The sequence below is a fragment of the Sessilibacter sp. MAH3 genome, assembly GCF_054658275.1.
The window spans coordinates 116,455-142,195 of sequence record NZ_BAAGIE010000007.1 but is presented as its reverse complement, the minus strand read 5'-3'; the positions used below and the strand labels follow the sequence as shown (position 1 = coordinate 142,195).

Sequence of the window (25,741 nt, the reverse complement as noted above, 5' to 3'; positions counted from 1 at the left end):
AAAAAGTCTGCCGAAAAAAACAATATAACCAGTTTTTAAGTTAATATTTAAGATAAAACCTTCGATTACATTATGGATGACTAAATTGAAGGTTTTATAATTTTTCACTTATTTTTTATTTGCACAAACGTTAAATCATACTTTACTAGCAACTGCTTAACGCGGTGCGAATCGTTACTCGATGCCTTGGTCTCTCTGCTTTTATTAAACAGTATCCTGCCGGCTTCGGCCATATTGCTGCTGCTTCGGCAGACGTCTACAACAATACACAATTTGGCTTGTTCAAAATAATCCAGCTCTTCAAAGGCAGAATCACCTATAAGTTGTTTAAGATCCTCTAGTTGTGTTTTTTGGTGATTAACCGTATTTGAGTTAGGCTGCCATTTCTTCTGTAGACGAGCAATTTCTTCGGTTACGACCTGTTCGTTAATACGCCCGCCGCTGCTTAAGGTAGCCATGCGAATAATACTGGCGTTAAGGTCACGAAAGTTACCTCGCCAGCTAGCTTGTGGTGATCGTGCAAATTGCAGGTATTTTGATCGAGCGTTAGTATTAAAAGATACTAAACTGTTTTCTTTAGACGAATAGCGCTCTAGTTCGTAATCAATATTAGGTTCTAAGTCTTCTAGTCGCTCTTTTAAAGACGGCAAGTAATAGGTCCATAAATCGATTCGTGCGAGTAAATCTTCTCTAAATTCGCCACTTTCAACATGTAATGTTAAATCTTTATTGGTACCGGCAATAATTTGAAAATTACTCGTTATTGGTTTATCGGAGCCTAACGGCATGTAAGATTTAGTCTCGATGGTATGTAACAACATCGCTTGCTCGTCTAATCCTAACTCGCCTATTTCGTCCAAAAACAGTAAACCTCCATCGGCTTGTTTTAATAATCCAAGCCTGTCGGTTGTTGCACCGGTATAAGAACCCTTTTTATGACCAAACAACGTTGACATAGCATTGTCGCCACGCAGTGTTGCGCAGTTTACTTCTACTAATTCACCGGTAAGGCCGCCGCGTTGTTTACGCAGTTCGTAAACTCGTTTTGCCAGTTGTGATTTACCCGCACCGGTTGGCCCCATAATTAAAATCGGTTCTTTTGATTTGATAGACACCTTTTCTAATTGCGCAATGGTGGCGTTAAATTGTTTGTTGCGTGTTTCTATTCCACCTTTTAAATAATCGGTGCCTTCTTGATGTTCTTTTTTAAATCGCGAGGCAATTTGATCGTATTTAGAAAGATCTAAATCGATAATTTGGTATTTACCTTCTGCTGACCTATCACGCGGTGGCGGCGATGTTTGCAGCAGTTTACCGGGCAAATAATGCGCCTCGTTTAACAGATACAAGCAAATTTGCGCAACGTGAGTGCCGGTGGTGATATGAATAAAATAGTCTTCTTTTTGCGGTTTAAAGGTATAAGAACGTGCAAAATCTAAGAGTGAGCCATAAACGCTTTCAAAATCCCACGGATTACTGAAATCAATAAAATGAAAATTAACCTTCGTAGAAGGCGACACCACTGCAATATCTTTCGCAATAAGCTCGGCCAGTCGTGTTGAATTTTTATCCAGCAACAACTCAAAACGATCGATCAATACATCTTCTTGCTGGCAAATAGACACCGTTGGCCGCCAACGCTCCCAGCGTTTTTTGCCCTGCCCTCGGTTATCCAGAACCGTACCTAAAATACCAATAACAACCGTTTTCATAACCAACTCTTTAACAACTCAACACGAAAAACCAGTAAACCCACGGATATGTAATCATATCTTTTTAGATATACGAATAATATATATGATAGATAAATCAGTGTGATGTTTACCAACGGACAAATAAGCAGAATAATTTCAAATACCATATTTATATATATTTCAATAAGTTAACCATTAAAAAGCAAATATTTACCGCTTAAATTCAATATCTGGCACAGCTATCGCTCTGTAAAAAAACAAGATCGATAGTAAAACGCAACACTGATTATCGAGTCGTATAACAACAGTATTGTGCAAAGCACAAAAACTCCTTGTATATAAATGGAATGATTATGAGCACTAGAAACTACGACATCATGGAAGCTGGTGGAGTACCGATTAAAACCTGGACACGCGGCGTGGCCTTTGAGGAAGAGGCCAAACAACAATTGGCCAATATCTCCAGAATGCCGTTTGTACATAAATGGGTGGCAGCAATGCCCGATGTACACCTTGGTAAAGGCGCTACCATTGGTAGCGTGGTACCAACGGTAGGCGCGGTAATTCCGGCGGCCGTAGGTGTTGATATTGGTTGTGGCATGATGGCCGTTAAAACCAATATGACCGCCAAACAATTACCCGATAACCTATTTGAAATGCGTTGTGCCATTGAAAAAGCCGTACCCCATGGCAGAAGTTCTGGTCGCGGTAGAAACACTCGCGACGTTGGTGCCTGGCATAATTTACCGGAAGATGTAATTCAAGCTTGGCTGCCTATATCGCAACAATTTGATGTTTTAAAAGAAAAACACCGCATTTTAAAAAATACCAACAATGTAAACCATCTAGGAACACTGGGTACGGGAAACCATTTTATTGAAATGTGTTTAGATGAACACCAAAGCGTATGGTTTATGTTGCATAGCGGCTCGCGCGGCGTAGGTAATCGAATTGGTACGCATTTTATTGAAGTTGCGAAAAAAGAAATGGAACGCTGGATGATTCAATTACCCGATCGTGATCTTGCGTATTTACCTGAAGGTTCGGAACATTTCGATCATTATGTTGAGGCGGTTGAATGGGCGCAAAATTTTGCGAAAATTAATCGCCAGGTGATGATGCAGCGCGTCATTAATGCTTCGAGATCGGTATTAAACTTTAACTTTGAAGCCAATATAGAAGCCGTAAATTGTCACCACAACTATGTATCGCGTGAAAACCATTACGACAAAAACGTTTTAGTTACTCGTAAGGGTGCTGTACGTGCGCGTAAAGGTGAGATGGGGATTATTCCCGGCAGCATGGGTGCAAAATCGTTTATTGTACGCGGCCTTGGTAACGAAGAAAGCTTTTGCAGCTGTAGCCACGGTGCCGGTCGAGTTATGTCGCGTACGCAAGCGAAAAAAGTCGTCAGTTTAGAGGAGCATAAAAAGGCTACTGAAAATGTAGAGTGCCGTAAAGATGCTAGCGTAATTGATGAAACACCTTCTGCCTATAAACCTATCGAAAAAGTCATGGAAGCGCAAAAAGATTTGGTAGAAATTGTTTACACCCTTAAGCAAGTGGTTTGCGTAAAAGGTTAAGGTAATTTTAATTGAACAGGTTTTTTATTAACACAAGGAAGTGTTCTTCTAATTAACGCTAAAAAATTTAAAGCAACAAAAAAATTCGAATATAACTATGGACAAAATACTATTAATTAATGGATCACTCGGTGAAGGTGGCGGCCAAATTTTACGAACCTCATTAACGCTTGCCATGTGTTCAAAAATTCCGATTACCATCAATAATATTCGAGCTGGCAGACCAAAACCGGGTTTAATGCGCCAGCACCTCGCGTGTATAAATGCGGCAAAAGAAGTCTGTTCGGCAAAGGTTGTAAACGCAGAACTAGGCTCACAATCAGTTACGTTTATACCATGTGATATAACAGCCGGTAAATTCCACTTTTCGGTTGGTAGTGCTGGCAGTACAACACTTATTTTTCAAACAATATTTTTAGCATTAACGCAAACTAACGAAATAAGTGACGTAACATTCGAAGGTGGCACACACAATCCATTTGCCCCAAGCTACAATTACTTAATTGAATGTTTTAAACCCATGGTTGAAAAACTGGGTTATAAATTTGACGCGCACTTAGAAAACGCTGGTTATTACCCTGCCGGAGGTGGATTATGGCGGTGTAGAATCTACCCTAAAGAATCCTCAAAAGTATTAAGCTTAACAACCAGAGAAAAAATTAAAAAATACATGCCACGGTTAATATTTCAAATCTAAAGCACAATATTTTTGAACGCGAAAAAAATGTGCTTAAAGAGCAACTCGATCTTCGCGACAATCAAATTACAGAAAAAAATCTTAACTCAATCAGCGCTGGTAATGCCGTAGGTATTACCATTGAAAGCGGTAACGCTATTGAGTATGTAGAATCTCTGGGCGCAAAAGGCTTAGCCGCTGAAAAGGTCGCACGAGAGGTGGCTGGCAAAACCCGTGAATACATCAAAAACAACACACCCGTGGGAGAATATCTTTCTGATCAACTTATTCTACCCATGCTTTTGGGTGATGGAGGGGAATTTGTTACTAGTAATATCAGTTCTCATTTAAAAACTAATATAGATACCGCAAACAAAATACTAAAAGAAAATAAAATAGATTCGAAAACATTAAGAATCGAACAAACCAACACTAAATATAAAATTATCTGCGAATAAAAAAGAGGAATTGAAATTAGACGTAGTTTAAGAATAGAGAACTCTGTTTAACCTAGAGTTTTTCGCGGCACAAGGATGTATCGCCAATTTCAAGAACGGTAAACGATTGAAATGGTGAAGAAATTGGGAATTGAATTGTCAGCTGCTGCCCGCAGATTAAATCATGGATAAGTTAATCTGAGGTTCCAATAGTTATTGCTTAGAAAACTCAAGAAGTAGGTTTCTAAGCAACCTTAGCTTCGAGCAATAACTGCTATCAATTAATACAAAGCTCATAAGGTTTTGTATTAACTCACTAATTTATCAATTTAAATTAGTGAGTTAAATCGTTAAATTAGCGATCAGTCTTCACCGTCAATACGAATATCCGCGTAAGGCTTTTTCCACAAATTGTGTTGAGCTTCTTTATCCAGCGGCGTACCAGCAATAGAGTTAGTGTAATTACTGATTAATTTAATCGCCAATGCTAGCACCACTTCTAATGCTTGTTGATCAGAATAACCCGCATCGAAAAATTCTTGTAACTGCATTTTAGAAACCTTACCGCGCGTTAAAATCATACGGCTGGTAAATTCACTCAAGGCATTGTGTTTAGGGTTAGACAGTCTACCACCACCGCGCAAGGCATTAACATCGTCTTTACTAAGACCACTGCTATCGGCCAAAATTGTGTGCCATGGCATACAGTAATGGCAGTCATTTTCGAAATTAGCCGTCATATAAATCACTTGTTTTTCTTGCGCATCAAACGAAGAGGTTTCGAACTCATCCCACATAAACGTGTAGCCCGCTAATAATTGCGGGCTAAGCGCCATAACTTTTTCTACATTAGGAATAAGACCAAAATTTTGCTCAGCCTTTTCTAACCAAGCTACAGAGCCTTCGGGGGCGTTTTCTTTTTCAAATAACGGAAAATGTGACATAATTCTCTTATTAAACCTGCTCTTATAACCATATTTAGTTTGATATTTACCCAACATGACTTTTTAAAATAAAAGTCATAATTATGAGCAAAAACCGTTGTATGGCTGTAAAAGTTACACCACAACAAGTAACCTGTCAAAATATTTTATAACGGTTACCATGAGTTGATAAACTGTCTTTCGGTTGACCTTAGCCTATATAAAAATCCCCTGAATAACACATCCATGATTTAATCAGAGTTTATCCTATAGTTACTCCGGTTTATTGCAATAAACCGCAACAGATCTTATGTGTTAACCGTAAATCGAAAAAAATGCATTTCTGTTTCAAGGTCAAGCTTATAAGAATGGTTGAACTGCCCATTAGTTATTGCATTAATGGAATTTTGCCAAAATTCAAGTGCCCTTTTATTTTCTTTAAGCACTCTTATTAGCCACTTCCCGGGATATAATTGAACACACAAATTAAATGCACTACGACCAATCCCTTGCCTAGAATAACGTTTTAACACAAAAAATTGATCGATATCGTATCTTTCGTTATCTTCGGGAAATTTTTGAATAAACACAAATCCTGCGATTTCATCGTTCACTTCAATAAAATAAGGGATATGATCAGATTCACTCCAATAGAGTTCGATTAAATGTTTATGTTTAAAGTAACAACCGTTTGTGGGTAGATTACTATTTAACATAGCCGAAAATTCGTAGATATAACAATTAAATAAAGAGATGATAATATCTTCTTTATCTTTCGTTATCTTTTTAAGTTATTCGTTCATAACCTTTACTTTAATTACAACAGAATTAAGGAGCTTCTGATTAACTCTAAGTATCGTAATTAATTCTAGGAAACTCTGATTAACTTAGAGTTTCTAGCGACACAAGGATGTGTCGCCAATTTCAAGAACGGTAAGTGAATGAAATTGTGAAGAAATTGGAAATCGCATTTTCAATTTCTTCCCTCTGATTAAATCATGGATGAGTTAATCAGAGATTCCTCTAGGCATTTATAATCACTGGCTCATAATTTGATTGTATGATAAAGCAATGCAAAAGGAATCAATCAGAATGGTCTACTAGGAAAATTGAAAATAAAATTCATTTATAAAAAAAGCGAGCAACTTACGTTTACTCGCTTTTTATCTAACTTTTTACGAGAACCCCTAATTAATTCACTCTTGACTTAATCAGAAATTCCTAAACTTTATTTAGCGTAGTTTTGTGGGAACATTGCACGCAGAGCTTCTTCGTCACGTTCTTTTTTGAATTGAATGTCACTGCCTACTTTGCGAGCTTTTTCAACGGCGGGTCGAGCATCAATGCATGCAAACCAAGTTTTTAGATTTGGATAGTCGTCTAATGCGTTTTCACCCAAAACAAAACCTACGCGGTCTAACCAACCCCACGCAGAAATGTCTGCGATGGTATAGGAATCACCCACTATGTACTCTTTTCCGGCTAATTTAGCGTCGAGCACGCCATATAAACGCTGAATCTCTCGACGATAGCGATTAATTGCGTATTCTATTTTTTCGGGCGCAAAATGTTGAAAATGAACAGCTTGTCCGGAGAACGGCCCAATACCAGTGCCAATGAACATCATCCAAGATAGTAACTCGCCTCTATTGGCATCGGCGCCGAGCAATTCTTTTCCGTATTTTTCAGCGATGTAAATTAAAATCGCGTTGGAATCAAAAACAATCGTGCCTTCATCATCAATTGCTGGAACTTTTGCATTTGGGTTAATTGCGGTAAAAGCAGGTAAATGTTGTTCACCCTTCATGGTGTCTACGGGGACAACTTCAAAGTCTAAACCCAGCTCTTCAAAAATAAGGGCAACTTTCATTGGGTTTGGTGTAGGGTGGAAATAAAATTTGATCATGTTTTAGTCCTAACAATATTTTTATTTAACTAATGTAAATTTATAAAAATCCTGATTTGTTCAGAATTCTAAGCAATACAAGAAGCCGTTGCTGACTTAAAGAATGCCAAGCAATTAATGTAGAGAAAATATTAAACGTCGTGTTTTAATATTTTATTCTCTGATTAATTCATGTATGAATTAATCAGAGGCTCCTTAAGGCTTAGTTGGTAATAAGTCTTAGTCGGTAATATTGAGACCATCAAAATCACTGGCACTGTGACGTTCTCTTAATTGTTCGTTTTCAGGCCCCCAAGTACGGTTAACAATACGGCCCTTTCTAACACCGGGTCTTTTATAAATTTCGTTTGCCCAGCGCACAACATTTTCATATTCGTGTACTTGCAAAAATTCCTTAGCGTCGTACAAGGCTCCTCTAACCAATAAACCGTACCAACACCAAGTTGCAATATCGGCAATAGTGTATTCACTGCCTGATAAATATTGTCGCTCTCCCAATATTTTATTTAATAAATCGAGTTGACGTTTGGTTTCCATGGTATAGCGGTCAATTGCATACTCGATTTTTATTGGAGCATAATGATAAAAATGACCGAACCCGCCACCAAGATAAGGTGCAGAACCTTGCAACCAGAACAGCCAGTTCATCATCTCCACTTTTTCAGCGGGGTTTTCTGGAATGAATTTGCCAAATTTTTCTGCGAGATATAATAAGATAGCGCCAGACTCGAATACGCGTACCGGTTGTTCACCCGAATAATCCAATAAAGCAGGAATTTTTGAGTTTGGATTAACACCTACAAAACCTGAGGAGAATTGATCACCCTCACCAATATCGATTAAAAAGGCATCGTATTCAGCTTCCTTAACACCCGCCTCTAGCAACTCTTCAAACATAATGGTGGCTTTTTGCCCGTTAGGAGTTCCTAGAGAATAGAGTTGAAATGCATGTTCGCCGCGAGGTAATTCTTTTTCATGGGTGGCTCCAGAAATTGGGCGATTTACCTTGTCCCATTTACCTCGGCCATCGCTGTTTAGAGTCCAGATTTTTGGTGGTTGATATTCATCAGCCATGTTTTTTCTCCAATTAATTTTTAGCTATTCTAATTATTGAAAAACTTAAGAATTAGCATGTTTAAAGTTTTGTTGAGACTAACTGCGCAGCAATTAAGTTCTATACCTAAATACCGCTAAAATAACCTAATTGTATTTTTCATTGGCTATAAAAATAGAATCTCGCCGATGGATTTTGGGAACCGTATTTGTAATTACCAACGAGCCTTTCTTTCTCAGGGACAATACAAACGGAGTGAATCTGATCATCGCTTGATTATCGATTTTCTTGAATCTAACTAATTTCAAGCTACCAATTACCAAAAACGTATTTAAATTAATCAACATAGTAAACAATATGAAACTCTGATTAACCTACAATTTCCAGCAACACAGAACATGTCATCACGGTTTGTCTTTTGATTAAATCATGGCGAAGTTAATCAGAGATACCAATTGCTTAACTACTGAACGAAACTGAAAAAACACCATAGAATGTGCTGGAATTTTCCATTTAAGTCTAACGATCTTGGCTGTGAGCTTAGATAGAAATTAATAAAACTAATGAAGGATATTAACGCGAGGTAATTATTTTAGATAGGATCAAGTTTTAAAGATGGGCATCGAAATTTTTGAACAAGCCTTTCATTTAAACTGTTCGACTGAGTCATGTGCAGCGGGAAGATAACATCAAGATCAATGCATTTAGATGCAATTAATCCATAATCAATTTATTTATGGTTAGAACGGTTTTATAAGGCTGGAGCGAAATGTTATCCATTTAATAGCATTTAAAATTATACCGTTGGTTTAATTTTAAATTCAATCCAAAAAGCGCTCGTGCAAAACCTTCAACATCTATATTTAAAATATAGCTCATCGACAAAGCCGATTACGTTAAATTTCACCTCATTATTAACCGAATAACATTTAAAACTCAAAATCAAAATTAATTTTGTAGGTTTGATTGGCGGTTTCATCATCCAATGGAAATAAAATTCCGGTTTCCCAAGTCAGTCGTTTCCTTCCACCTAATTTAACGACTCCCGAAAATACCGGACCAAACGCAGAGGTAGTTTCACTCTGATAAAGTTCTAGGCCTGGTTCAAAGCTTTGACTCAGTCTGTAGCGAGACTGTCCGGCAAAGGCCGTTTCGAATTCATCGTTAATATCTCCGCCCCATTCAATAATTGCCGATAAATTCCCAGTAAAAATAAAGCGGTTGTATTCTTTTAAACCAATTAAGGTAACCGCAGCTTCAAGAACATCTTGACCAAGTTCATCTTCAAATTCAAACAACAAACCCCAATCGCTACTGTACTCGCCCTGCTCTGTTAATTGCCATTTAAGCTCAATTTCGTAGGAATCTTCTTCAATCGCTTCGCCTTGTTCTTTTTCTCCGACCACATAGAATTCAAGAAACAAACGCTCAGACAAAGATTGACCATACCCAAATCGTGTTTTCCAGACATCGTTACCCGCGAACGGATCGTGTTCGAGCACGTTGCGAAATTCAATTTCGCGCTCCAACGGCTGAACATAAGGGTCGTAAACTCTATCGACTGAGGTAGTACCGGCAAATGCGGCACTTGACGACAGTAAAAGTAATAAGCTTGAGAATTTAATGGGCTGCGACATATGTATTTCTTACAGACTTTTTAAATAGCGAGAGAGCAAATGTTATAAGCATTAACGATAACGCAATACCGTAGGCAATAATTTCTAACCATGTTGGCGTAGATTCGTAACCGAATAATGCATAAGCAATTTGACCTAAAATAGATGATTCCGGCAAGATAAAACTGGAATCCCAAGCCGTACCGATATCAGGTAGCCAATCAGCCTGAATCAATAACTGAACGGCCTGTAAGCTCATACCAGAAGCAATTAAAGTAATAAAAAATATTTGTATTAATTTGAGCACTTTATATTCTGCGGCCATTATTAGACTGTAATACAACAATGCTCCCGCACTAAAACCAATTGCCATACCAATAAATCCACTGGTAGCGGCGTATACAAAATTTTGATCCGTAATGATAAACCCTGAATAAAATACAAACAGTTCACCACCTTCGCGAGAAATAGCAAACGCTACGGTTATCGCCATAACAATAATCAGCAATCGTTTAAAGCTGACCGAAAAGCTTAGCATGACGCACAAACAAAACAGTAAACCAGTAATCAAAAACATGGCAAAAGCGTTGTAAACTTCTTGCCCCATGTACTCGAAGCTTTCAGATAGCGCACTAAGATTTAGTGCGTAAATTACCGCAAAACAAATACCCGATAAAAAACCAACGGCAAGCCAACGATTAGAAACATCATAAATACGGCTGATGGATAACAGAACACTTATTAGTAGGCTTGCCTCTAATGTTTCACGCAACACCAATACAATTACAGGCAACAACATAAATCACTCCGCGATAATCACGCCTTGCGCTGTGGTAATATTAAACTCGCCAAAAAAAGGATAAATTCCAGGCGCTAAAGGACCAATAAAAATAACCGATTTACTGTTACCAAGTATTACTTTTTCTCGGTTGAGCTCGTAACTTTCAAACTCTTCGGGAGTGCTGTCTTCATTGAGCACCAACAACTTGATCTTGACATTAGCGGGAACATGCAGCTCTGAAGGATAAAATAAATGATCTTTAATGCGCAGCTCGAACTCGGGTTTGGCTGCAAAGGTAAAAGACGCGCTCATGCACACAATCAAGGCAACAAACAATTTTGTTAGGCCTAAAAACCTTTGATTGCAAAACTTTCTCACACTATGCATTTGAGGTCTCGTCATTATATTTTTTAGGAAATTTCATACGAACGCAAAAACCACCTAGATTAGGTGACGGAATGCTTCGAATCTTACCTTGGTGAGAACAAACAATCTCATTAACGATGGATAAGCCTAATCCTGATCCTTGAATATTAGAATTATTTTTATCGCCATCGAGCCGATAAAATCGATCAAAAACCTTAGCGGTCTCTGCTTCTGGTACTCCTGGGCCAGAATCTTCAACCAATATGTCGATAAAGTCGTCGTATTCGCTAATGCTTACCACGATAAAACAGTCGTTCTTGCCGTATTTACTGGAATTATCCAAAAGGTTTCGAAATAAAATTTCAATAGCGAAAGGTTCGCAATCGAGCAATATATTATCGACTTCTTCATGGGTATTGAGTATATCTGTTTTTTCTAAACTCTGTAGATTATTAAAATTACCTAATTTTAAGGTTTCTTGTTCAAAAAAAGCTTCATCATCGCGAATGCAAATAAGAGGAATATTATCTTCACGATAAAGCCCCGAAACTCGTCGAGCGATGACATTACAAGTTTGATTACGCGATGCTAATACCGGATAAAAATCGGCAACCATTGCACCCAAGTGCTCAACCAGATTAATCGACTTAAAATTATTCGCAAACTGCTCGCCGCCAATTCTGTGTAGCGTTAATAACTGATCGATGGCACCTGACATTCTATCAATGGACTTTTTCATATCGTCGCAAACGGAATCTTGTTTCACGTTTTCTGGCAGGTTGTGGAGTTGTAACTTTAAAATAGCCAGTGGTGTTCTAAGCTCGTGAGCTGCGTCGGCAGAAAAACGTTTTTCACGATCGAAAGATATTTTTACGCGCTCAAATAAGCCGTTTAACGCGCTCACAATTGGCGCCATTTCAACGGGGTATTTCTGTAATTCCAGCGCACTTAAATCGCGGGTATTACGATTGGCCAGTAAATTCGCCAATTGCGATAAAGGCGCTAAACCGCGACGAATAATCAACCACACCAAAATACCCAACAAAGGTAATACCCAAATGGTGGGTAAAATGGCTTTTAAAATAATTTGCTCGGTTAAGGTCGTATAAGAATTTGATTGAAAACCAATCACAATATAGGGTTGAAACTGGTTAATTCTAAGATTAAATTCGGCGGCATCGTCTGTGACTGCCTCGGATAAGAAATCCGCTTTGGTTCGCCAACGATGAGCATTGTAGCTGAAAGTATGAAAGCCAGGCTCATGTAAAAATAAAGGTTCTTTCGGTGCATTATTAGAGGCTATAGATACAACGCCATTGTCGATCACTTGAAAAAAAGTATGCTCGTCAAATAAATCACTCGGAATCGGTAATTTTAAAGCAACGGCTTCGTTTTCAGTTTGAACATAACTGGCATTATGCAGAGTTTTAACCAGAGTTTCGATAACACCAAATCGTTCGGTGACTTGGCTATCCAACAAATCAGCAGCGGATTTAGCACTTTCTTTAAAGCCGTGTAACGCAGCAATAAAGTTGGTCAAACAAATTACCGAGAGCAGTACAACGGCGAGAAAGGTGCGTACAGAAGACGGAAAAATAGCGATTAACTCCCTACTTTAGGAATTAAATAACCAACACCTCGAATGGTTTTGATAAATCCTTCGGGAAGTTTTTTGCGCAGGTTACTAATGTGCACCTCTATGGCGTTACTGCCAATTTCTTCACCCCAAGAATACAAGTTACTTTCTAGAATTTGTTTGGTTTTTACCTGACCAACACCTTCCATTAATACCTTAAGCGTCATGTATTCTTTTTTGGGAAGCGAGAGTTTAACGCCGTCTACTGCGACTTCGTGTGTGGCGCTATCGAGCACTACGGTTCCAACAACAATTTCGTTACTGGTGGATACTAGGTTCACGCGTCGTGATAATGCTCGTAATCGAGCCAATAATTCGGGCATTTCAAAAGGTTTTGATAAATAGTCATCGGCGCCTAAATCCAGCGCTTTTACTTTTTCGTCTACCGCATTGCGAGCGGTAAGAATAAGCACCGGCGTGGTGTGCTTTTGATTGCGAAGATGATTTAAAACACCGAAGCCGTCGATCTCTGGCAAACCTAAATCTAAAATCACTAAATCAGGTTCAAGCGAATCAAAATAGCGGAGTGCGCTCTGGCCATCGTAGGCGCACTCCACCACAAAGTTTTCACGCACTAGCGCCTGAGACAACGCATTCGACAAATCTTTATTATCTTCTACCAAAAGCACTTTCATGCGTGATTAGTTTCCTAACGGCCTGCGCCTTCAATTTCTTTTAGCGCAAGGCGAATCTCTTCTCTTCGACCAGAATCTGCCAAGGGACGATTTGGGCGATCTTTAGCCGCTAAAGCCTTGTTAAAGTACTTACGCGCTTCATCAAACTGTTTTTCTTCAACCAAGTACTGACCGTAAAAATAGTTTGGATCAATACCGTCTGGATTTATAGCTAGGGCTTTATCCAAAAATTCTTTCGCCTTTTTGTTACTGCCAAAGGCTACCGGCCATCCGGGAACGCGTAAATGCAAAATACCTAAACTGGTGTAAGCAGAACCTTGAAGCGCAGTTGCGTCGTATTCGAGCGATTCTTCTAGGTCTTTTTTAGCCTGTTTGACTAATTTTAAAGCACCTAGACCACCTTTGGTACCGGCAGCGGTAGATTTGATGATACCACTCCAAGCATACAAGTTTGCATTTTTTGGGTATTGTTTTAGATAACTGTCAACGGTATCAAGGAGCTTATCAAAGCTCTCTTCTTGTTGATCTTCGTCGAGCTCGTAATAGATGTGTGCCCATTGATGCTGAAGATCACTTAAAGCCTCATCCGCTGAGTTAGCCGCCCAAGAAGTTGCAGAGAGCAAACTCGCAACGAACACACAAATTGCCGTTGTCATTTTGAACGGATTAAACCCCAATCGTTGGTAAACAACCGTTATAGAACTCATGATGTAACCCCTTCACGCTTGCAAAATTTAATAATGGTAGACAATTTTTTTTGAATAGATTTATCAACAACATTAGGCAGTAAAGCATTAATGCGAACAAATAAAGACTCGGGAAATCCCAAATACAGATTACTGCGCACCTTATTTTTTATGGCTTTAATTAACTGCTGGGCAACCCAGCTCGGTTCATCAACGTGATTGCCAAGCTCGGTATTTAAGTCGTCAATTTCCGCGGAATTTAATGCCGTTTTTGTGGCTCTTGGCGCAAAATATAAAACATCAATAGGAGAATTTGCCAATTCACGACGCAGGGATTCTGACAAGCCTCGCACACCAAATTTGGTAGCGCAATAAACGCTAGAACCCGGTAAACCAATGCTACCAAGAATGGAGCCAACGTTGACAATTAACGCTTTGTTGGTACGCTTTTGTTGATTGTAAGCATCAACAAAATCACGGCACAACATGGTAGGTACAGTGAGATTTGTGAACATCATGTTAGCGATATCACTATCGCTCATATCACTGAGTAGGCTTAGGTCGTTCACGCCCAAGCAATTAATAATAATATCTGCTTGATACTGTGACATAACCTGTTTGAAGTTCATGCGATCTGATTTGTTTTTAAAATCAACCACGGTGTAGCTGACATCAACTGATGCCAGCTCGTCTTGCAAAAGTTTTAGCTTTTGTTCACTGCGACCGGCCAGCAACAACTTCGCGCCAGATAGAACAAGTTCTTTCGCAATCTCTTGTCCTATTCCTCCAGAAGCCCCAACCAATAGCACTTTAGAATTTTCGATTTGCATATCAATCCCGATCAATCGAAGATTATTGTTTTAATACCTGCGCCTGAGACTCCGCTAATTCAGAAAAGACATTAGCGTATAATTTATAGAAGTTTTTAGCCGCGTGAATAATTACCGCTTGTTCTGCCGGATCGGTAATTTGATTCATAAGACCTTCGTAAAATTTTACATGCTCTAAATCAAGCTCACCGTGAGAAGTAAGGTAACTAAACGCAGAATTTGGTAAATTTAAAGATGCCTGAATAACACCCGCCGCTTTAGTGGCTAACTGTGTGCTTGTGCCTTCTAAAACCAACACCATGCCAAAAAAAGCTAAGGGTGAAACGCGATCAATGGAATCATACGCATATGAAACCATCATTTCAGTCGCAAAATTAGGAACGGATACGCGAGCTTGTTCTTTATTGTAACCACAGGCAGCGATATCGTTAAGCACCCATTCTTGATGTCCAGATTCTTCTTCAATGTATTCTGCAATTGCCACACGCAACCATTCTTGAGATTCGGTTAAACGTGAACCGCAACGCATCAATAAAGGCACTGTATGTTTCACGTGATGAAAAGCTTGCTGTAAAAAAGCCACGTACAAATCTAAAGAAATATCACCGTGCAAACTAGCTTGAATAACATCTAACGTAAAAAGATTATTTTTTTCGGCTTCGGTTGCTTTAATTAATGTTTCGTAAAAGCTCATGTTAGCTCCGTTACAGATTCGTTGTACAACGCATCAATCAATGATTCGTTGTTTTGTGTAAAAGAAATTCTATTAATGCGACCGTTATAGGTTAAATACGGCTGCCATTGTTGTTTAGATAAACAGGTAAATTGTTTTACTTGCGCGTAAATAGGCAGATGTTCATTTATAGACAGTAATTGCTGCTGCAAGTGCTCAACGGGAATACCCACATCTACAATTTCTAGCGCTGCACTTAAATAAGGTTTTGCTTCACCTAAAACCAAGGCACGCACCACAAACGGAAATTTTTCCAATTCAGATTCAACCCACTCGGGATTTACATTGCGACCGTTACTTAATACCAAGGTATTTTTCTTACGACCAGAAATGTAGAGATAACCGTCTTTTAATTCGCCAATATCACCGGTGTAAACGGGGTCTGAAAGAGCCGTCCAACTGTTTGGATCACCAACGTAACCCAAGTTTGTTGAATTTCTAACGACAATTTCACCATCCACAATACTCACTTCGCAATGCGGCAAAATTTTACCAACGGAATCGATTGGATCTTGCAAACTGGCGTTAAGGGCTACAACCGAACCGCACTCAGACAATCCATAACCTTGATAAACCGGCAAATTTAATTGCCGAGCTTGATTTAATAAATCGGCTGATACCTTGCCGCCCCCCACAGCAACAAAAGAAAAACTTGTTGGCAACGCCATACCTTGATGAACCGCTTGCAACAAGAGCTTTAATAATTGCGGTACTAAGATTGTGGTATTGGGTTGTATTTGATGCAGCTCCTGAAATAATGTCATTAGCAACGACGGTAGTTGTGTACGATCACTGCTTTTAGGCGAAAAGAGTAAATCGTTAACCGTATCGGAAAGATAAACACAACCGCCGCACATAAAACTGGCGTAAATACCGGCAATGTTTTCCAACAAGGTTGAGAATGGCATAAAACTAAAATGTACGGGACTCTCAACATTAACCGCAACCACTAAAGAACTCGCCACTTTTAACTGATGTTCAGCACTTAAACAAACACCCTTAGGGCTAGCCGTAGAACCCGAGGTGAAGGTAATTTTTTGCGTGCCTTGCGGTAAAGCATTCTGGCTTTCGGGTTTAAGCTTTAAATAATACAGGTTGGGTAAACACTTAAGCGTATGAGCACTACCAACATGAGCTATTTTTGATTGTGTTAAAAATTTATCCAAATAAGCTTCTTCAAAAATAATCAAATCGATAGAAGCCTGATTTAAGCTGTGAAAAATTTGTTCGTCGCTAAAGAACGTTGGCAATGGTAACGAGGTAATACCGTGATCGAACAACGCCAAATCTAGCGCGATCCAACCAATGCTGTTTTTCGCAATAAAAGCAACACGCTGGCATTGTAAAGCGCTTAACTCTGTACTGATTTGACGAACTTTTTGATTCAACTCTGCATAAGTTAATGAATCATCGGCGGTGCGTATCGCAACCTCGTCGTTACATTGCTGTAGAAAAATTTGAGCTAAATTACCCACCGTCTTTACCTAATTAATTTAGAAATATTATCGATGTCTAAATCTAATGATTTGGTAAACTCGCTATATTCATAGATGGACTCAAGAATACTTTTTGCGTTTTTCAAAGAAGCCACCAACACCATAGGCTTGGTGTCGTAATAAGTACCCCAAGATTTACCGCCGTCGGATAAACGACTTGGATCTGCTTCAGCTAGGGTAATTACCTCAAGTCCGGTTTTAGAAATAATGTGTTTAACCTGCGCAGTGGCGGTAAACACCATATGTTCGAAACCCGCTTGGTATAAAATTTTCGCTAGAATTAAAAAAACACTCAATGATGCGCCGGGATGCAAAGAAACCATATTGCCAATTTCCACCAACTGGCTGCGCAACACAGGCTTCATTAATTTACTCGCAACGGCCTGCTCTAAGGTTTCGCCTAAATACTGTTCGAGAAAGACCGCCTCAGCTTTTACCGGATTTACACCCACCAAACAAAGAGAGCGATCATTGCATCGAAAATCTAAAAGATGAGGTAAAAAGTGGCTAACTTGCGCACCGTAACAAGTCTCAAATTCACCTGCTATCTTCTCTTCCATCAATTTGCGAGAACTACGATCATTTGCATGAATGTCAGAATGCGTTATCTCAATCAACGAATGAATATTAGTTCTTTCGAAATAACGACGCAGAGATTTGTGTGATTGAGTTAACAAGAGCTCACCTCATAATTTAAATTCTCAGCAGGTTTTGCTGACAACACTAAAATTACGCTCTGAATCTTAGCGAAACCTTAAGGTGAGATAATTATTTGAGGGCGAGATCACAAAAATTGAAAAGAGACTTAGCAGGGAGTTTTACGTCGTTTTTCGCAATTTTTCGATCAATATGGATCGAATTCGTACCACTATAAGCTTAAATTATAGAAGATGAACCACTAACAGACGATTATTAGCGTATTGTTGATCAATGATTCACCACTTTCGAGGAATTAGCCCCTTAAGAAATCGTCGGATTCTTAAGAAACCAGCACAACCTTAAGAAATGATCTGATCCGGTAACTTGTTAACTTGAGAATCCTCAGATTAACTCATCCGAGATTTAATCCGAGGACAAAAGTTGAAAATGCGATTTCCAATTTCTTCGCAATTTCAACCACTTACAGTTCTTGAAATTGGCTACACATCCTTGTCTCACGGGAAACTCTAGGTTAATCGGAGTTCTCTTAACAAAATTAACCACAGAAGTATTATGGCAATAAGAAGCGCACCTTAAGCAATCGATTGAGTTTATTTGCGGCGTCTCAGGGCTTCTTAACAAGGTTCATTCCACTGAACAATTATCGATCAGAATCGACTTTACGTGCAACGAACTCGGTAAGATTTAACAAGGACGTTAAATTATTTTCTTTAACATCTTGTGGTGAAAAGCGAATATTAAATTCCTTTTGTACCATCATAAAAAAACGCAGCGAGTTTAGAGAATCAAGCAAACCATCTTGCTTAAAATATACATCGTCGTCACGAAAATTAAGATCGCCAAAAGATCGCAATAAATTAACCAATATTACTTTAATACGATCAAAATTAGCGTTACGCGCCACAGAGCTGGTTTCGTAAGATGTTGAAGAACTTGTCATAGAATCAACTTCCTTTCAGCCAAACTTTAACTCCAACAATTCGGGTTTTATGGGATTATTCATCGACAAGGTTTTTTTATTAAGCGCAGATTTATGTATCGCCTCCATCAGCTCTAAGCCTTCATTGGCAATGCCATAGCTGTATGCGCCACTGAATAAATCAAGGTCGTGATTTTTTGAGTCTCTGTGGTTTTTACGGTAAATAATCGCGTTGGCAAAATCGGTGTATAAATTGGCAAAGGCTTCAATAAACCCGGACGGATGCCCTGCTTTAAAACGATTATAACGAGGTGCATTGGCCGTGTAGCAGAAACTGCCCCGTTCGATAATTTCACGTCTGCCATCGGCGTAATTAATGGTTAACAGCTCTGGCGAGGTTTGCTCCCAAAATGCAGAGGCATTATCGCCGAAGATACGCAGCGACATGCCATTTTTGTAGCCCAGAGCGGATTTACTTACCCAAAGTCGTGCAAAAAAATCCTGTTCATATTCAATCAGAGCAGAGGCGTCATCAACAATATTATCAATTTTACCGTAGGTATTTTCTTGAGCACGAACGGTTACGGGGTGTAACTTGGTTAAAAAATAAATTAATTGATGCAAATGGCACGTAAGGTCTAGGTGGATTGTAGGAATGCTTCCGTCATGTGTACGCCAAGATTGTATCGGCGAAACCTTTGCATGCTTTCCACCGCGAATATAACCTTCTTGTGGCATTTCGATTTGAATTTGCATGAGCTTACCCAACTCTCCTCTTGAAATTCGAGTTCTAAGCTCGCGCACCATTGGATACGCGGAATAGTTATAGGTAACCGATAAAAATCCGTTATTCTTTTTTAATGCCGAATTAATACGTGCAGAAGACGCTAAATCATTGGTTAAAGACTTCTCACAAATCACCGGAATATCTAGACTTAACGCAGAAATAACCATCTCTTCGTGAATGGGTGTTGGTGTTAAAATCACAACAGCGTCGATCTCATTTTTCTCAGCAATTAAAAGATCCTGCCAATTATCATACAACCGATCTTGAGAAATACCGTAGGAGAACGCAGTTTCTTCGTTAACGGGATAATTTGAGCTAAAAGCGCCAGCAACAAGCTTCCATGCATCGTCTAATTGGCTTGCACAGAAATGAGTGTAGCCAACCGCCGAGTTTACACCACCGCCGATAAAAGCCAATTTAAGAGTATTTGCGCTCATAGTAGTATTCCAGAATTAGACATTTATAATAAAACTAAAAAATGGGAACCTTCGATTAACGCAACCGTAATTTAGTCAAAGGTTTCTGCTCACTAAAACAAACCTAGAGAAAACCTAGAGAAAATTACGAATGAGTTAATTAGATGCACCTAAAAAACATTATTGTTGCATGATTTTTTCTTATAATTAGTCGTCAATAATTAAAACAAAAATATCGCCCTATTTTTTCTAAATAATCACGATCATAAGTGGTCACGTATTCTGCGAGTTTTACTCGACGTATCTTACCCAACTCTGTCTTTGGCACTTCGTTTAATACAAAGAAATGTCTGGGTAATTGATAGTTCTCGCACTTATCAAGAAGAAAAAGACAAAAATCGTAAAAATTTACCGTAACTTCTACATTTAAAGATGGTGGCTCTATTACCAGAGCAACAACTTCGCCCAAACGGTCATCAGGAAATGGAATTGCGTATAAGTTATAGTTTTCATTCCAACCAATGTCCTTGTTAGCGGCCAGATATTCCTTAGCGAGATTCTCCACAAATTCTGGATAAACCTTTGTGCCACCAACATTTATACGCTCTTTTTTTCGACCAACAAAATACAAATATCCATTTTCATCACAATAACCCAGATCGCCGGTATGCACATAAGATTTTGAAATAAAATCTGTGTTGTTAAATTCAATATAGCCCATAAATGCTAAGGGTGATTTTATGCAGATCTCGCCCACTTGATTAACATCAACAGTAGTACCAGAATCATCCAGAATATGAATATCTACTTGAGAAATAGGTTTGCCAACAGAGTTAAATGAGTTATCCAATAACATATGCTCGTTAAGCTTCAAAGAGGTCGCTACCGCAACCTCGCTTGCACCATAACATTCGTAAAATTCAAAATTCTTCTTAGCAACGATGTTTACGCGCGTATCATTATCGAGTTTAGCGGACGAAGAAATAAGCTTTTTAAGTGCGCCAAGATTAAATAAACGCTCATCAGAATCGGCTAATAGATTTTTAATCTGTGTTGAAACAAGTACCGCAACAGTCACTTTATAATCTAAAGCACTTTGTAAGAACAAATAATCTGAAAATCGTTCGAGCAAAACACAGTGCTCGCCGTACAATAAACTGGTAAAAAGAATTCGTTGCGCAAGTGAGTGATAAAGAGGCGTTGCAATAATAAATCGGTCATTGGCATCAAGTTCAAAAGTCGAAAAAAATGACTCCGCACGCTTGAGCTTTGTACCCTGCCCTAAACACATCCACTTGGGTGCAGAAGTAGTGCCCGAAGTTGTCGTTAAAATATAAGGCGGCCCAGAGTTATGATTGGATTTATCTAACAAAGCTTGGATATTATCTATAGCCGTAAAAACGGGTTGCTTATCCTCTTTTTTACATAAAATAGAACTAATAAGATTACAAAAACCCTCATTTTTAGGTCTCACATAGCCTAAATTTTGTAACGTAATTTCTTTATTTCTAGCGTCAGCATTTGAATATATAACCATGTCTGGCCGATAAGAACGCAGTGTTTCGCAAAAATTCTCTTCGCTCACCTCTGGCGACAACGGCATAACAAGCCATTCTAGCTTTGCACACAACAGCAATATGAGCACAAAATCCAAATTATTCGAAAGCGCTGTTACAACCACACGCGGATGTTTTGAATCTGGCACAGCAAAATTATTCGCCAGTACATAACGTTCTAAATCGTCAACCAATTGCATCAGTTCGGTAAACGTATAACGAACACTTTGTTGGGAATTGCTTATTGTTAAAAAAAATGCATCGGTACCGTTTTTTTCTGACTCTCTTTGCGTTGGGTGTTTTGTTCTATTGTGTAAGATTTGTGTGTATAACATAGGTACAACTCAGGAGTGCTAGTGAGAAGCACTAAGCACGCATAACATTATTTCAACCATGCCAAATAAGCTTTACTGTCAAAATCGAAGGTTTCACCCGCCTGTGTAACAACAACATCACCGAGTTGAGTGTTTTTTGTCACCAAGGTATTAGCGCCAATATACGTGTACGGCGCAACAGAAACGCCATGAGCGACACAGGCATTAACGCCCATAAAACAATGCTCACCTATACTCACACCACCTGCCAAGCTAACACCAGAATTAAGCCAACTATAATCGCCTACAACACAGTCATGACCAATATTAACTCCGCTTGCGATAAAAACACTGTCGCCAATACGGGAGTTACAATGGATTGTGGTATTGTTTAAAATAAATCCAAACTCACCAACCGTTACATTTCTATGCAGTTCAAAACTCTTGTGAATGAATCGAAATAGTTTAAAACCTTGATTCTTAAGCGTATCCGTAATTCGTTTACGAATATCATTCATTTCAGAAAAACCCACCGCAATGGCGATGGTCACATCTTTGTTGGAAAATTGATGAATAAATTCGGATAACGGAATCAGAGGTAGATGGCAAATGTTGGAAGTTAGGCAATACTCATCTTCGCAAACAAATGCAATCACATTATGATCTTGGGCTATGTATGAAAACAGCGTTTCTGCCATTGCACCACTGCCATAAATAACAATGTCTTCACTCGTGGCTGGATTAAAGTGATTATTAGGATTCATGAACGACTCGATTTCCACCTGAGTAATTTAGATGGCAAAAAGTACAGACTCACAGATACCGTTTGAATAATGTCGAAAATAATACTTTCTTGAAATAGACGAGCTCTGTAGCCAGGTGAATATATCCGTCAAATCGTGAGGCAAATGATATGCGCTGATAGCAAATCCGACATTTTCATTGTCCCTTGATTGAATGGCGCCTTTTAAAGCCGACATTTCGGCACCTTCAATATCTAATTTGACTAAAACACGCGCATTTATATCGTTAGTGATCATTTCAGACACTTCCGTGTCGATGGACGTCGTTTCGATATAGCCAGAAACTTCTTCTGCGCAGTTGCCTTCGTGCCTGAGCGAACTCGGTAGCTTATCAAATATTTTGGTTATTTTGGTTTCAGTACCTTCACCTTCTAAAAAAGCATAGCCTAATTTATCGGAAAGACAGGCATTTTTTACTGTAATTTTTCCTGACGACAAGAATTCCGTCATATTTCGTTTTGCAATATTAGACTTTATGAGTTCAATATTTTTTATATTGGGTTCGAACAAATAAACCTGATGTATCGGGTCAAAGAGCTCAATAAAACGAATGCCGTCATGACCATCGTAAGCGCCGCCGTCTATTAAACAATTAAATTTTTTATTCAACACAAAGTTTTCGAAATATTGCTGATCTATTTTTACATCAAAATGCATTAAATGTTGTATGTCGAGAGTATGCCTAAACTGCACAATGGCGGTAAGCTCGTCTCTTGATCGCTGATCGGCAAAATAAGGTAAACAGCGTTCAATAATCGCAAAATCTTCGTTTATTCCCGCTTGCGCCTGTGCCAACATAGTAGCGGCAAATTCTTTGGGATGACGGTTGACAAAATCACCGATAAAAATTGGCTTAAAACCCTGTGACCGCAGCTTAAGATGTGCGTAGGCAGCTCTGGAGTTATAAACGCAGTTAATCATATTATCGGCCTGCGAAACCTCAGATAAGCTAACTATGGGACAATCGTGCGCGGATTTCTCGCTAGAAAATTCATCCACTATGAAATCAACGGGTACGAGTTTGGTTAGAATTTCTGTATATTCGTTATTTCCAAACGCAACTGTTTTAGCCATTTGTGAGTCTCTAAGATATCTGCGCCTGTTTTAGAGAGGTGCTTTGGGGTACAAAACTCTGTCTTTGTGCAACCGTCCAGAGCTTATGATTATCGTGCTTAATTGCTTCGTGATGCTGATAAATCCAGAAACATAATTGGGAAAAATCCTCGCTTACGTCCGATTCTTTATGATTAAAAAGCAACGAGTCGATATTTTTCTCTAATAAACTGTTACTAATTTCAACACGTTCTGAATTATTTCTAATAAGCCGCATAACTGCCGCGTAATAATCACTCACGCTAGTTGTTCTGCAAAATTCCGGTAAGCCTACCCTCAAGCTCAGTTCATAATCGGTATGACTGTGAGCTTCTGGACCATCCAAACAAATCACCGGAATGGCCAAGCGTATGCAGTCGATAAAACCGTTGGTATTACCGAAGGGAAATGGACTCAACGCAAGATCACAACCGGCGAGATGACGCATATAATCTTTATAGTGCATATTTTCATACACAACACACGGCATTATTTCTGATAGCCTGGTTTGAATTGCCGCAAAATTAACCCCAGACATATTGGGAAAGAAATGAAATTCAACCGGTCTTGAGCTGGTTTCTAGTATTTTTTTGCAAACATCCAATACCGAGGGATTGAGCTTGTAGGCAATGCTGGGAATGGCAATTTTTAACACATCGGGATTCACATTAACGTTGGGAAAAATTTCAAACTGTAACGCGCCCATAGACAATGCAAAGGCACCGTTTTTAACGTGCATAGCGGTTTCAAATAAACATTGTGGATCACCCATGGTGCCTTCTTCGGCAACGATATAATCCATATGTTCACAAAAACTGGTTGCTGGATGGCCCATAGTCATTAATTGAATGGGTGCCAAACGATACTGAGTACAGGCAACCACCCACGCCTCCATACCAACACTTGGATAATAAATAACATCGGGGGCTAATTTAATAATTTTGCCAATAGTCGACTTAATGTCTTTAACTGTGTGCGACTTATCAAGCGTGATGACCTCATTAAAGTTTTTTACAGAGTTGCGATCAAACCGCTTTTCTACCGAAATAAATACCGTGTAAAAATGCTTATTAAGACTGTCTACGGCGTGGCCGTAACAACGGTACATGGCATGGTCAGAGGTATATCGCTCAGCAATTACCAATAACACCGGTTTTTCTCTGGTGAGTCTGTGTTGAGCAATAAACGGTTGTTTTACACCATTTTTTTGACAATAATTTTTAACAATTTTATTAAGGTGTATTTTTATGTGATGCTTTTGCGGATTATTCATGTAACTGCAAAACATCCAAGTGTTTACCAATCGTATTACCGCAATATCAGAAGGAACGATGGTAACAAATCGAGACGCGTGTTCTAAAATAGTATTTCTGGCATTGTCAGACTTTTCGGTTAAAACCATTTCGTTATCGAGTAAACTCAACCAAAATAAGAACCCAAGATCTTTGGGTAAAGACTGCAATAAACTGCCAATAATTTCTTCGCCCGAATTTGCACTACAAGCCACAATCACCTTATAAAAATCGGAGTCATTTTTATAAACAATTGTATCAGTGCCAGACTTTTCGCCAATTAATGCGAGGATGTGCGACATATCAGAAAAGTCTGTAGCGGCAAATACAGTGTCTAGATATCGCTTAAATAGCAATAAATACTCAAAACCACTGCGACTTAGAGTAAGTTGTGGATCGGATAATAATGCGGTTACGGCTGCGCAAAAGCGTGTGAGTAATATTTTTGACGCGCTCTTGTTGCGATTTCTTACGGCTACTGACTGATTAACGGTAACCAAATCCCAGGTTTTTTGTTCAAAACCTTGCAAAGCACGTAAAAGTATTAACATCGCGTTTTCATAATCACGACGATAAACGCAACGTTCGAGATCTTCTAAATCGTATATCTTTTCTATTTCGGAAGAATTATTTGACATAGTTGCTCTCTGTTCTCTTTTGGTCAGCTGTGCGTCAATTAACTGACTTAATGCCACTTAATTTTTGAATAAAAGAAATGAGCAGTCTTTATGCCAAATAAAAGTGTCTTGCGGAATCGTCTAAAACACGAATAGGCTGATCAGTGATTCACATATAAGAAACTCTGTTCAACTTAGAAATTCGAGCAACATAGAAAATGTCGTCAATTTCA

General features: G+C 38.9%; 24 protein-coding genes. 3 read left to right on the top strand and 21 right to left on the bottom strand.

What is annotated here, in order from left to right; genetic code table 11:
* Window positions 1–104: 104 nt before the first annotated feature.
* Window positions 105–1,712: an RNA repair transcriptional activator RtcR gene (rtcR, locus tag ACYQ2C_RS06450; RefSeq protein ID WP_460100927.1), complete on the bottom strand. Its 1,608-nt coding sequence runs from the start codon at window positions 1,710–1,712 to the stop codon at window positions 105–107.
* 335 nt (window positions 1,713–2,047) lie between these two features.
* On the opposite strand from rtcR, the gene ACYQ2C_RS06445 reads away from it, so the two are divergent.
* From ACYQ2C_RS06445 to ACYQ2C_RS06435, 3 genes are all read left to right on the top strand, one after another.
* A complete protein-coding gene (locus ACYQ2C_RS06445) occupies window positions 2,048–3,277 on the top strand; it encodes an RtcB family protein (protein ID WP_460100924.1) in 1,230 nt (409 codons plus the stop codon).
* A gap of 97 nt (window positions 3,278–3,374) precedes the next feature.
* Window positions 3,375–3,974, top strand: coding sequence for an RNA 3'-terminal phosphate cyclase (locus ACYQ2C_RS06440; protein ID WP_460100921.1), 600 nt, complete (start codon window positions 3,375–3,377; stop codon window positions 3,972–3,974).
* Window positions 3,975–4,003: 29 nt separating this feature from the next.
* A complete protein-coding gene (locus tag ACYQ2C_RS06435; RefSeq protein WP_460100919.1) occupies window positions 4,004–4,411 on the top strand; it encodes an RNA 3'-terminal phosphate cyclase in 408 nt (135 codons plus the stop codon).
* 341 nt (window positions 4,412–4,752) lie between these two features.
* On the opposite strand, the gene ACYQ2C_RS06430 is transcribed toward ACYQ2C_RS06435, so the two are convergent.
* The 20 genes from ACYQ2C_RS06430 to ACYQ2C_RS06335 form a co-directional block, all read right to left on the bottom strand.
* The gene (locus ACYQ2C_RS06430; protein ID WP_460100916.1) at window positions 4,753–5,334 is read right to left on the bottom strand and encodes a carboxymuconolactone decarboxylase family protein; all 582 of its coding nucleotides are present in this window, start codon (window positions 5,332–5,334) and stop codon (window positions 4,753–4,755) included.
* A 287-nt stretch (window positions 5,335–5,621) separates the two neighbouring features.
* A complete protein-coding gene (locus ACYQ2C_RS06425) occupies window positions 5,622–6,029 on the bottom strand; it encodes a GNAT family N-acetyltransferase (RefSeq protein ID WP_460100913.1) in 408 nt (135 codons plus the stop codon).
* A 512-nt stretch (window positions 6,030–6,541) separates the two neighbouring features.
* A complete protein-coding gene (locus ACYQ2C_RS06420; protein ID WP_460100911.1) occupies window positions 6,542–7,219 on the bottom strand; it encodes a glutathione S-transferase family protein in 678 nt (225 codons plus the stop codon).
* Window positions 7,220–7,438: 219 nt separating this feature from the next.
* Window positions 7,439–8,293: a glutathione-dependent disulfide-bond oxidoreductase gene (gene yghU, locus ACYQ2C_RS06415; protein ID WP_460051513.1), complete on the bottom strand. Its 855-nt coding sequence runs from the start codon at window positions 8,291–8,293 to the stop codon at window positions 7,439–7,441.
* 909 nt (window positions 8,294–9,202) lie between these two features.
* On the bottom strand, window positions 9,203–9,910 hold the full coding sequence (locus tag ACYQ2C_RS06410) for a hypothetical protein (protein ID WP_460051511.1): 708 nt from the start codon (window positions 9,908–9,910) through the stop codon (window positions 9,203–9,205).
* Entirely contained in the window at window positions 9,894–10,688 is a 795-nt protein-coding gene (locus ACYQ2C_RS06405; RefSeq protein WP_460051510.1) for an FTR1 family protein, read from the bottom strand. Before ACYQ2C_RS06405 ends, ACYQ2C_RS06410 begins: the two co-directional genes overlap by 17 nt.
* A gap of 3 nt (window positions 10,689–10,691) precedes the next feature.
* Window positions 10,692–11,057: a cupredoxin domain-containing protein gene (locus tag ACYQ2C_RS06400; RefSeq protein ID WP_460051508.1), complete on the bottom strand. Its 366-nt coding sequence runs from the start codon at window positions 11,055–11,057 to the stop codon at window positions 10,692–10,694.
* A complete protein-coding gene (locus ACYQ2C_RS06395) occupies window positions 11,050–12,576 on the bottom strand; it encodes an ATP-binding protein (RefSeq protein ID WP_460100907.1) in 1,527 nt (508 codons plus the stop codon). Before ACYQ2C_RS06395 ends, ACYQ2C_RS06400 begins: the two co-directional genes overlap by 8 nt.
* A 62-nt stretch (window positions 12,577–12,638) precedes the next feature.
* Entirely contained in the window at window positions 12,639–13,307 is a 669-nt protein-coding gene (locus tag ACYQ2C_RS06390) for a response regulator (RefSeq protein ID WP_460051505.1), read from the bottom strand.
* Between the two features lie 14 nt (window positions 13,308–13,321).
* Window positions 13,322–14,014 (bottom strand): tetratricopeptide repeat protein, encoded by a 693-nt coding sequence (locus ACYQ2C_RS06385; protein ID WP_460100903.1) that lies wholly within the window; start codon window positions 14,012–14,014, stop codon window positions 13,322–13,324.
* A complete protein-coding gene (locus tag ACYQ2C_RS06380; protein ID WP_460100900.1) occupies window positions 14,011–14,823 on the bottom strand; it encodes an SDR family oxidoreductase in 813 nt (270 codons plus the stop codon). The genes ACYQ2C_RS06385 and ACYQ2C_RS06380 overlap by 4 nt, the downstream gene beginning before the upstream one ends.
* Before the next feature lie 22 nt (window positions 14,824–14,845).
* Complete coding sequence (locus ACYQ2C_RS06375; RefSeq protein WP_460100897.1) at window positions 14,846–15,517, bottom strand: TenA family transcriptional regulator; 672 nt, start codon at window positions 15,515–15,517, stop codon at window positions 14,846–14,848.
* Window positions 15,514–17,031: an AMP-binding protein gene (locus ACYQ2C_RS06370; protein ID WP_460100894.1), complete on the bottom strand. Its 1,518-nt coding sequence runs from the start codon at window positions 17,029–17,031 to the stop codon at window positions 15,514–15,516. Before ACYQ2C_RS06370 ends, ACYQ2C_RS06375 begins: the two co-directional genes overlap by 4 nt.
* A 5-nt stretch (window positions 17,032–17,036) precedes the next feature.
* Window positions 17,037–17,729, bottom strand: a complete 693-nt coding sequence (locus ACYQ2C_RS06365) for a thermostable hemolysin (protein ID WP_460100891.1) — start codon at window positions 17,727–17,729, stop codon at window positions 17,037–17,039.
* A gap of 623 nt (window positions 17,730–18,352) precedes the next feature.
* Window positions 18,353–18,652 (bottom strand): hypothetical protein, encoded by a 300-nt coding sequence (locus tag ACYQ2C_RS06360; protein ID WP_460100888.1) that lies wholly within the window; start codon window positions 18,650–18,652, stop codon window positions 18,353–18,355.
* 15 nt (window positions 18,653–18,667) lie between these two features.
* Window positions 18,668–19,855 (bottom strand): Gfo/Idh/MocA family protein, encoded by a 1,188-nt coding sequence (locus ACYQ2C_RS06355; RefSeq protein ID WP_460051494.1) that lies wholly within the window; start codon window positions 19,853–19,855, stop codon window positions 18,668–18,670.
* 193 nt (window positions 19,856–20,048) lie between these two features.
* Window positions 20,049–21,725 carry a class I adenylate-forming enzyme family protein gene (locus ACYQ2C_RS06350; protein ID WP_460100885.1) on the bottom strand — a complete coding sequence of 559 codons (1,677 nt, stop codon included), beginning with the start codon at window positions 21,723–21,725 and terminating at the stop codon, window positions 20,049–20,051.
* A 47-nt stretch (window positions 21,726–21,772) separates the two neighbouring features.
* Entirely contained in the window at window positions 21,773–22,468 is a 696-nt protein-coding gene (locus ACYQ2C_RS06345) for an acetyltransferase (RefSeq protein WP_460100882.1), read from the bottom strand.
* Between the two features lie 27 nt (window positions 22,469–22,495).
* Window positions 22,496–23,581: an FkbM family methyltransferase gene (locus tag ACYQ2C_RS06340; protein WP_460100879.1), complete on the bottom strand. Its 1,086-nt coding sequence runs from the start codon at window positions 23,579–23,581 to the stop codon at window positions 22,496–22,498.
* A gap of 10 nt (window positions 23,582–23,591) precedes the next feature.
* The gene (locus tag ACYQ2C_RS06335) at window positions 23,592–25,529 is read right to left on the bottom strand and encodes a hypothetical protein (protein ID WP_460100877.1); all 1,938 of its coding nucleotides are present in this window, start codon (window positions 25,527–25,529) and stop codon (window positions 23,592–23,594) included.
* Window positions 25,530–25,741 lie beyond the last annotated feature (212 nt).

Coding starts and splice junctions, on each gene's coding strand:
- ACYQ2C_RS06335 (WP_460100877.1), bottom strand. CDS start 25,529: ATGTCAAATAATTCTTCCGAAATAGAAAAGATATACGATTTAGAAGAT.
- ACYQ2C_RS06390 (WP_460051505.1), bottom strand. CDS start 13,307: ATGAAAGTGCTTTTGGTAGAAGATAATAAAGATTTGTCGAATGCGTTG.
- ACYQ2C_RS06430 (WP_460100916.1), bottom strand. CDS start 5,334: ATGTCACATTTTCCGTTATTTGAAAAAGAAAACGCCCCCGAAGGCTCT.
- ACYQ2C_RS06350 (WP_460100885.1), bottom strand. CDS start 21,725: ATGTTATACACACAAATCTTACACAATAGAACAAAACACCCAACGCAA.
- ACYQ2C_RS06355 (WP_460051494.1), bottom strand. CDS start 19,855: ATGAGCGCAAATACTCTTAAATTGGCTTTTATCGGCGGTGGTGTAAAC.
- rtcR (WP_460100927.1), bottom strand. CDS start 1,712: ATGAAAACGGTTGTTATTGGTATTTTAGGTACGGTTCTGGATAACCGA.
- ACYQ2C_RS06410 (WP_460051511.1), bottom strand. CDS start 9,910: ATGTCGCAGCCCATTAAATTCTCAAGCTTATTACTTTTACTGTCGTCA.
- yghU (WP_460051513.1), bottom strand. CDS start 8,293: ATGGCTGATGAATATCAACCACCAAAAATCTGGACTCTAAACAGCGAT.
- ACYQ2C_RS06425 (WP_460100913.1), bottom strand. CDS start 6,029: ATGTTAAATAGTAATCTACCCACAAACGGTTGTTACTTTAAACATAAA.
- ACYQ2C_RS06420 (WP_460100911.1), bottom strand. CDS start 7,219: ATGATCAAATTTTATTTCCACCCTACACCAAACCCAATGAAAGTTGCC.
- ACYQ2C_RS06360 (WP_460100888.1), bottom strand. CDS start 18,652: ATGACAAGTTCTTCAACATCTTACGAAACCAGCTCTGTGGCGCGTAAC.
- ACYQ2C_RS06440 (WP_460100921.1), top strand. CDS start 3,375: ATGGACAAAATACTATTAATTAATGGATCACTCGGTGAAGGTGGCGGC.
- ACYQ2C_RS06405 (WP_460051510.1), bottom strand. CDS start 10,688: ATGTTGTTGCCTGTAATTGTATTGGTGTTGCGTGAAACATTAGAGGCA.
- ACYQ2C_RS06385 (WP_460100903.1), bottom strand. CDS start 14,014: ATGAGTTCTATAACGGTTGTTTACCAACGATTGGGGTTTAATCCGTTC.
- ACYQ2C_RS06400 (WP_460051508.1), bottom strand. CDS start 11,057: ATGCATAGTGTGAGAAAGTTTTGCAATCAAAGGTTTTTAGGCCTAACA.
- ACYQ2C_RS06445 (WP_460100924.1), top strand. CDS start 2,048: ATGAGCACTAGAAACTACGACATCATGGAAGCTGGTGGAGTACCGATT.
- ACYQ2C_RS06345 (WP_460100882.1), bottom strand. CDS start 22,468: ATGAATCCTAATAATCACTTTAATCCAGCCACGAGTGAAGACATTGTT.
- ACYQ2C_RS06340 (WP_460100879.1), bottom strand. CDS start 23,581: ATGGCTAAAACAGTTGCGTTTGGAAATAACGAATATACAGAAATTCTA.
- ACYQ2C_RS06375 (WP_460100897.1), bottom strand. CDS start 15,517: ATGAGCTTTTACGAAACATTAATTAAAGCAACCGAAGCCGAAAAAAAT.
- ACYQ2C_RS06380 (WP_460100900.1), bottom strand. CDS start 14,823: ATGCAAATCGAAAATTCTAAAGTGCTATTGGTTGGGGCTTCTGGAGGA.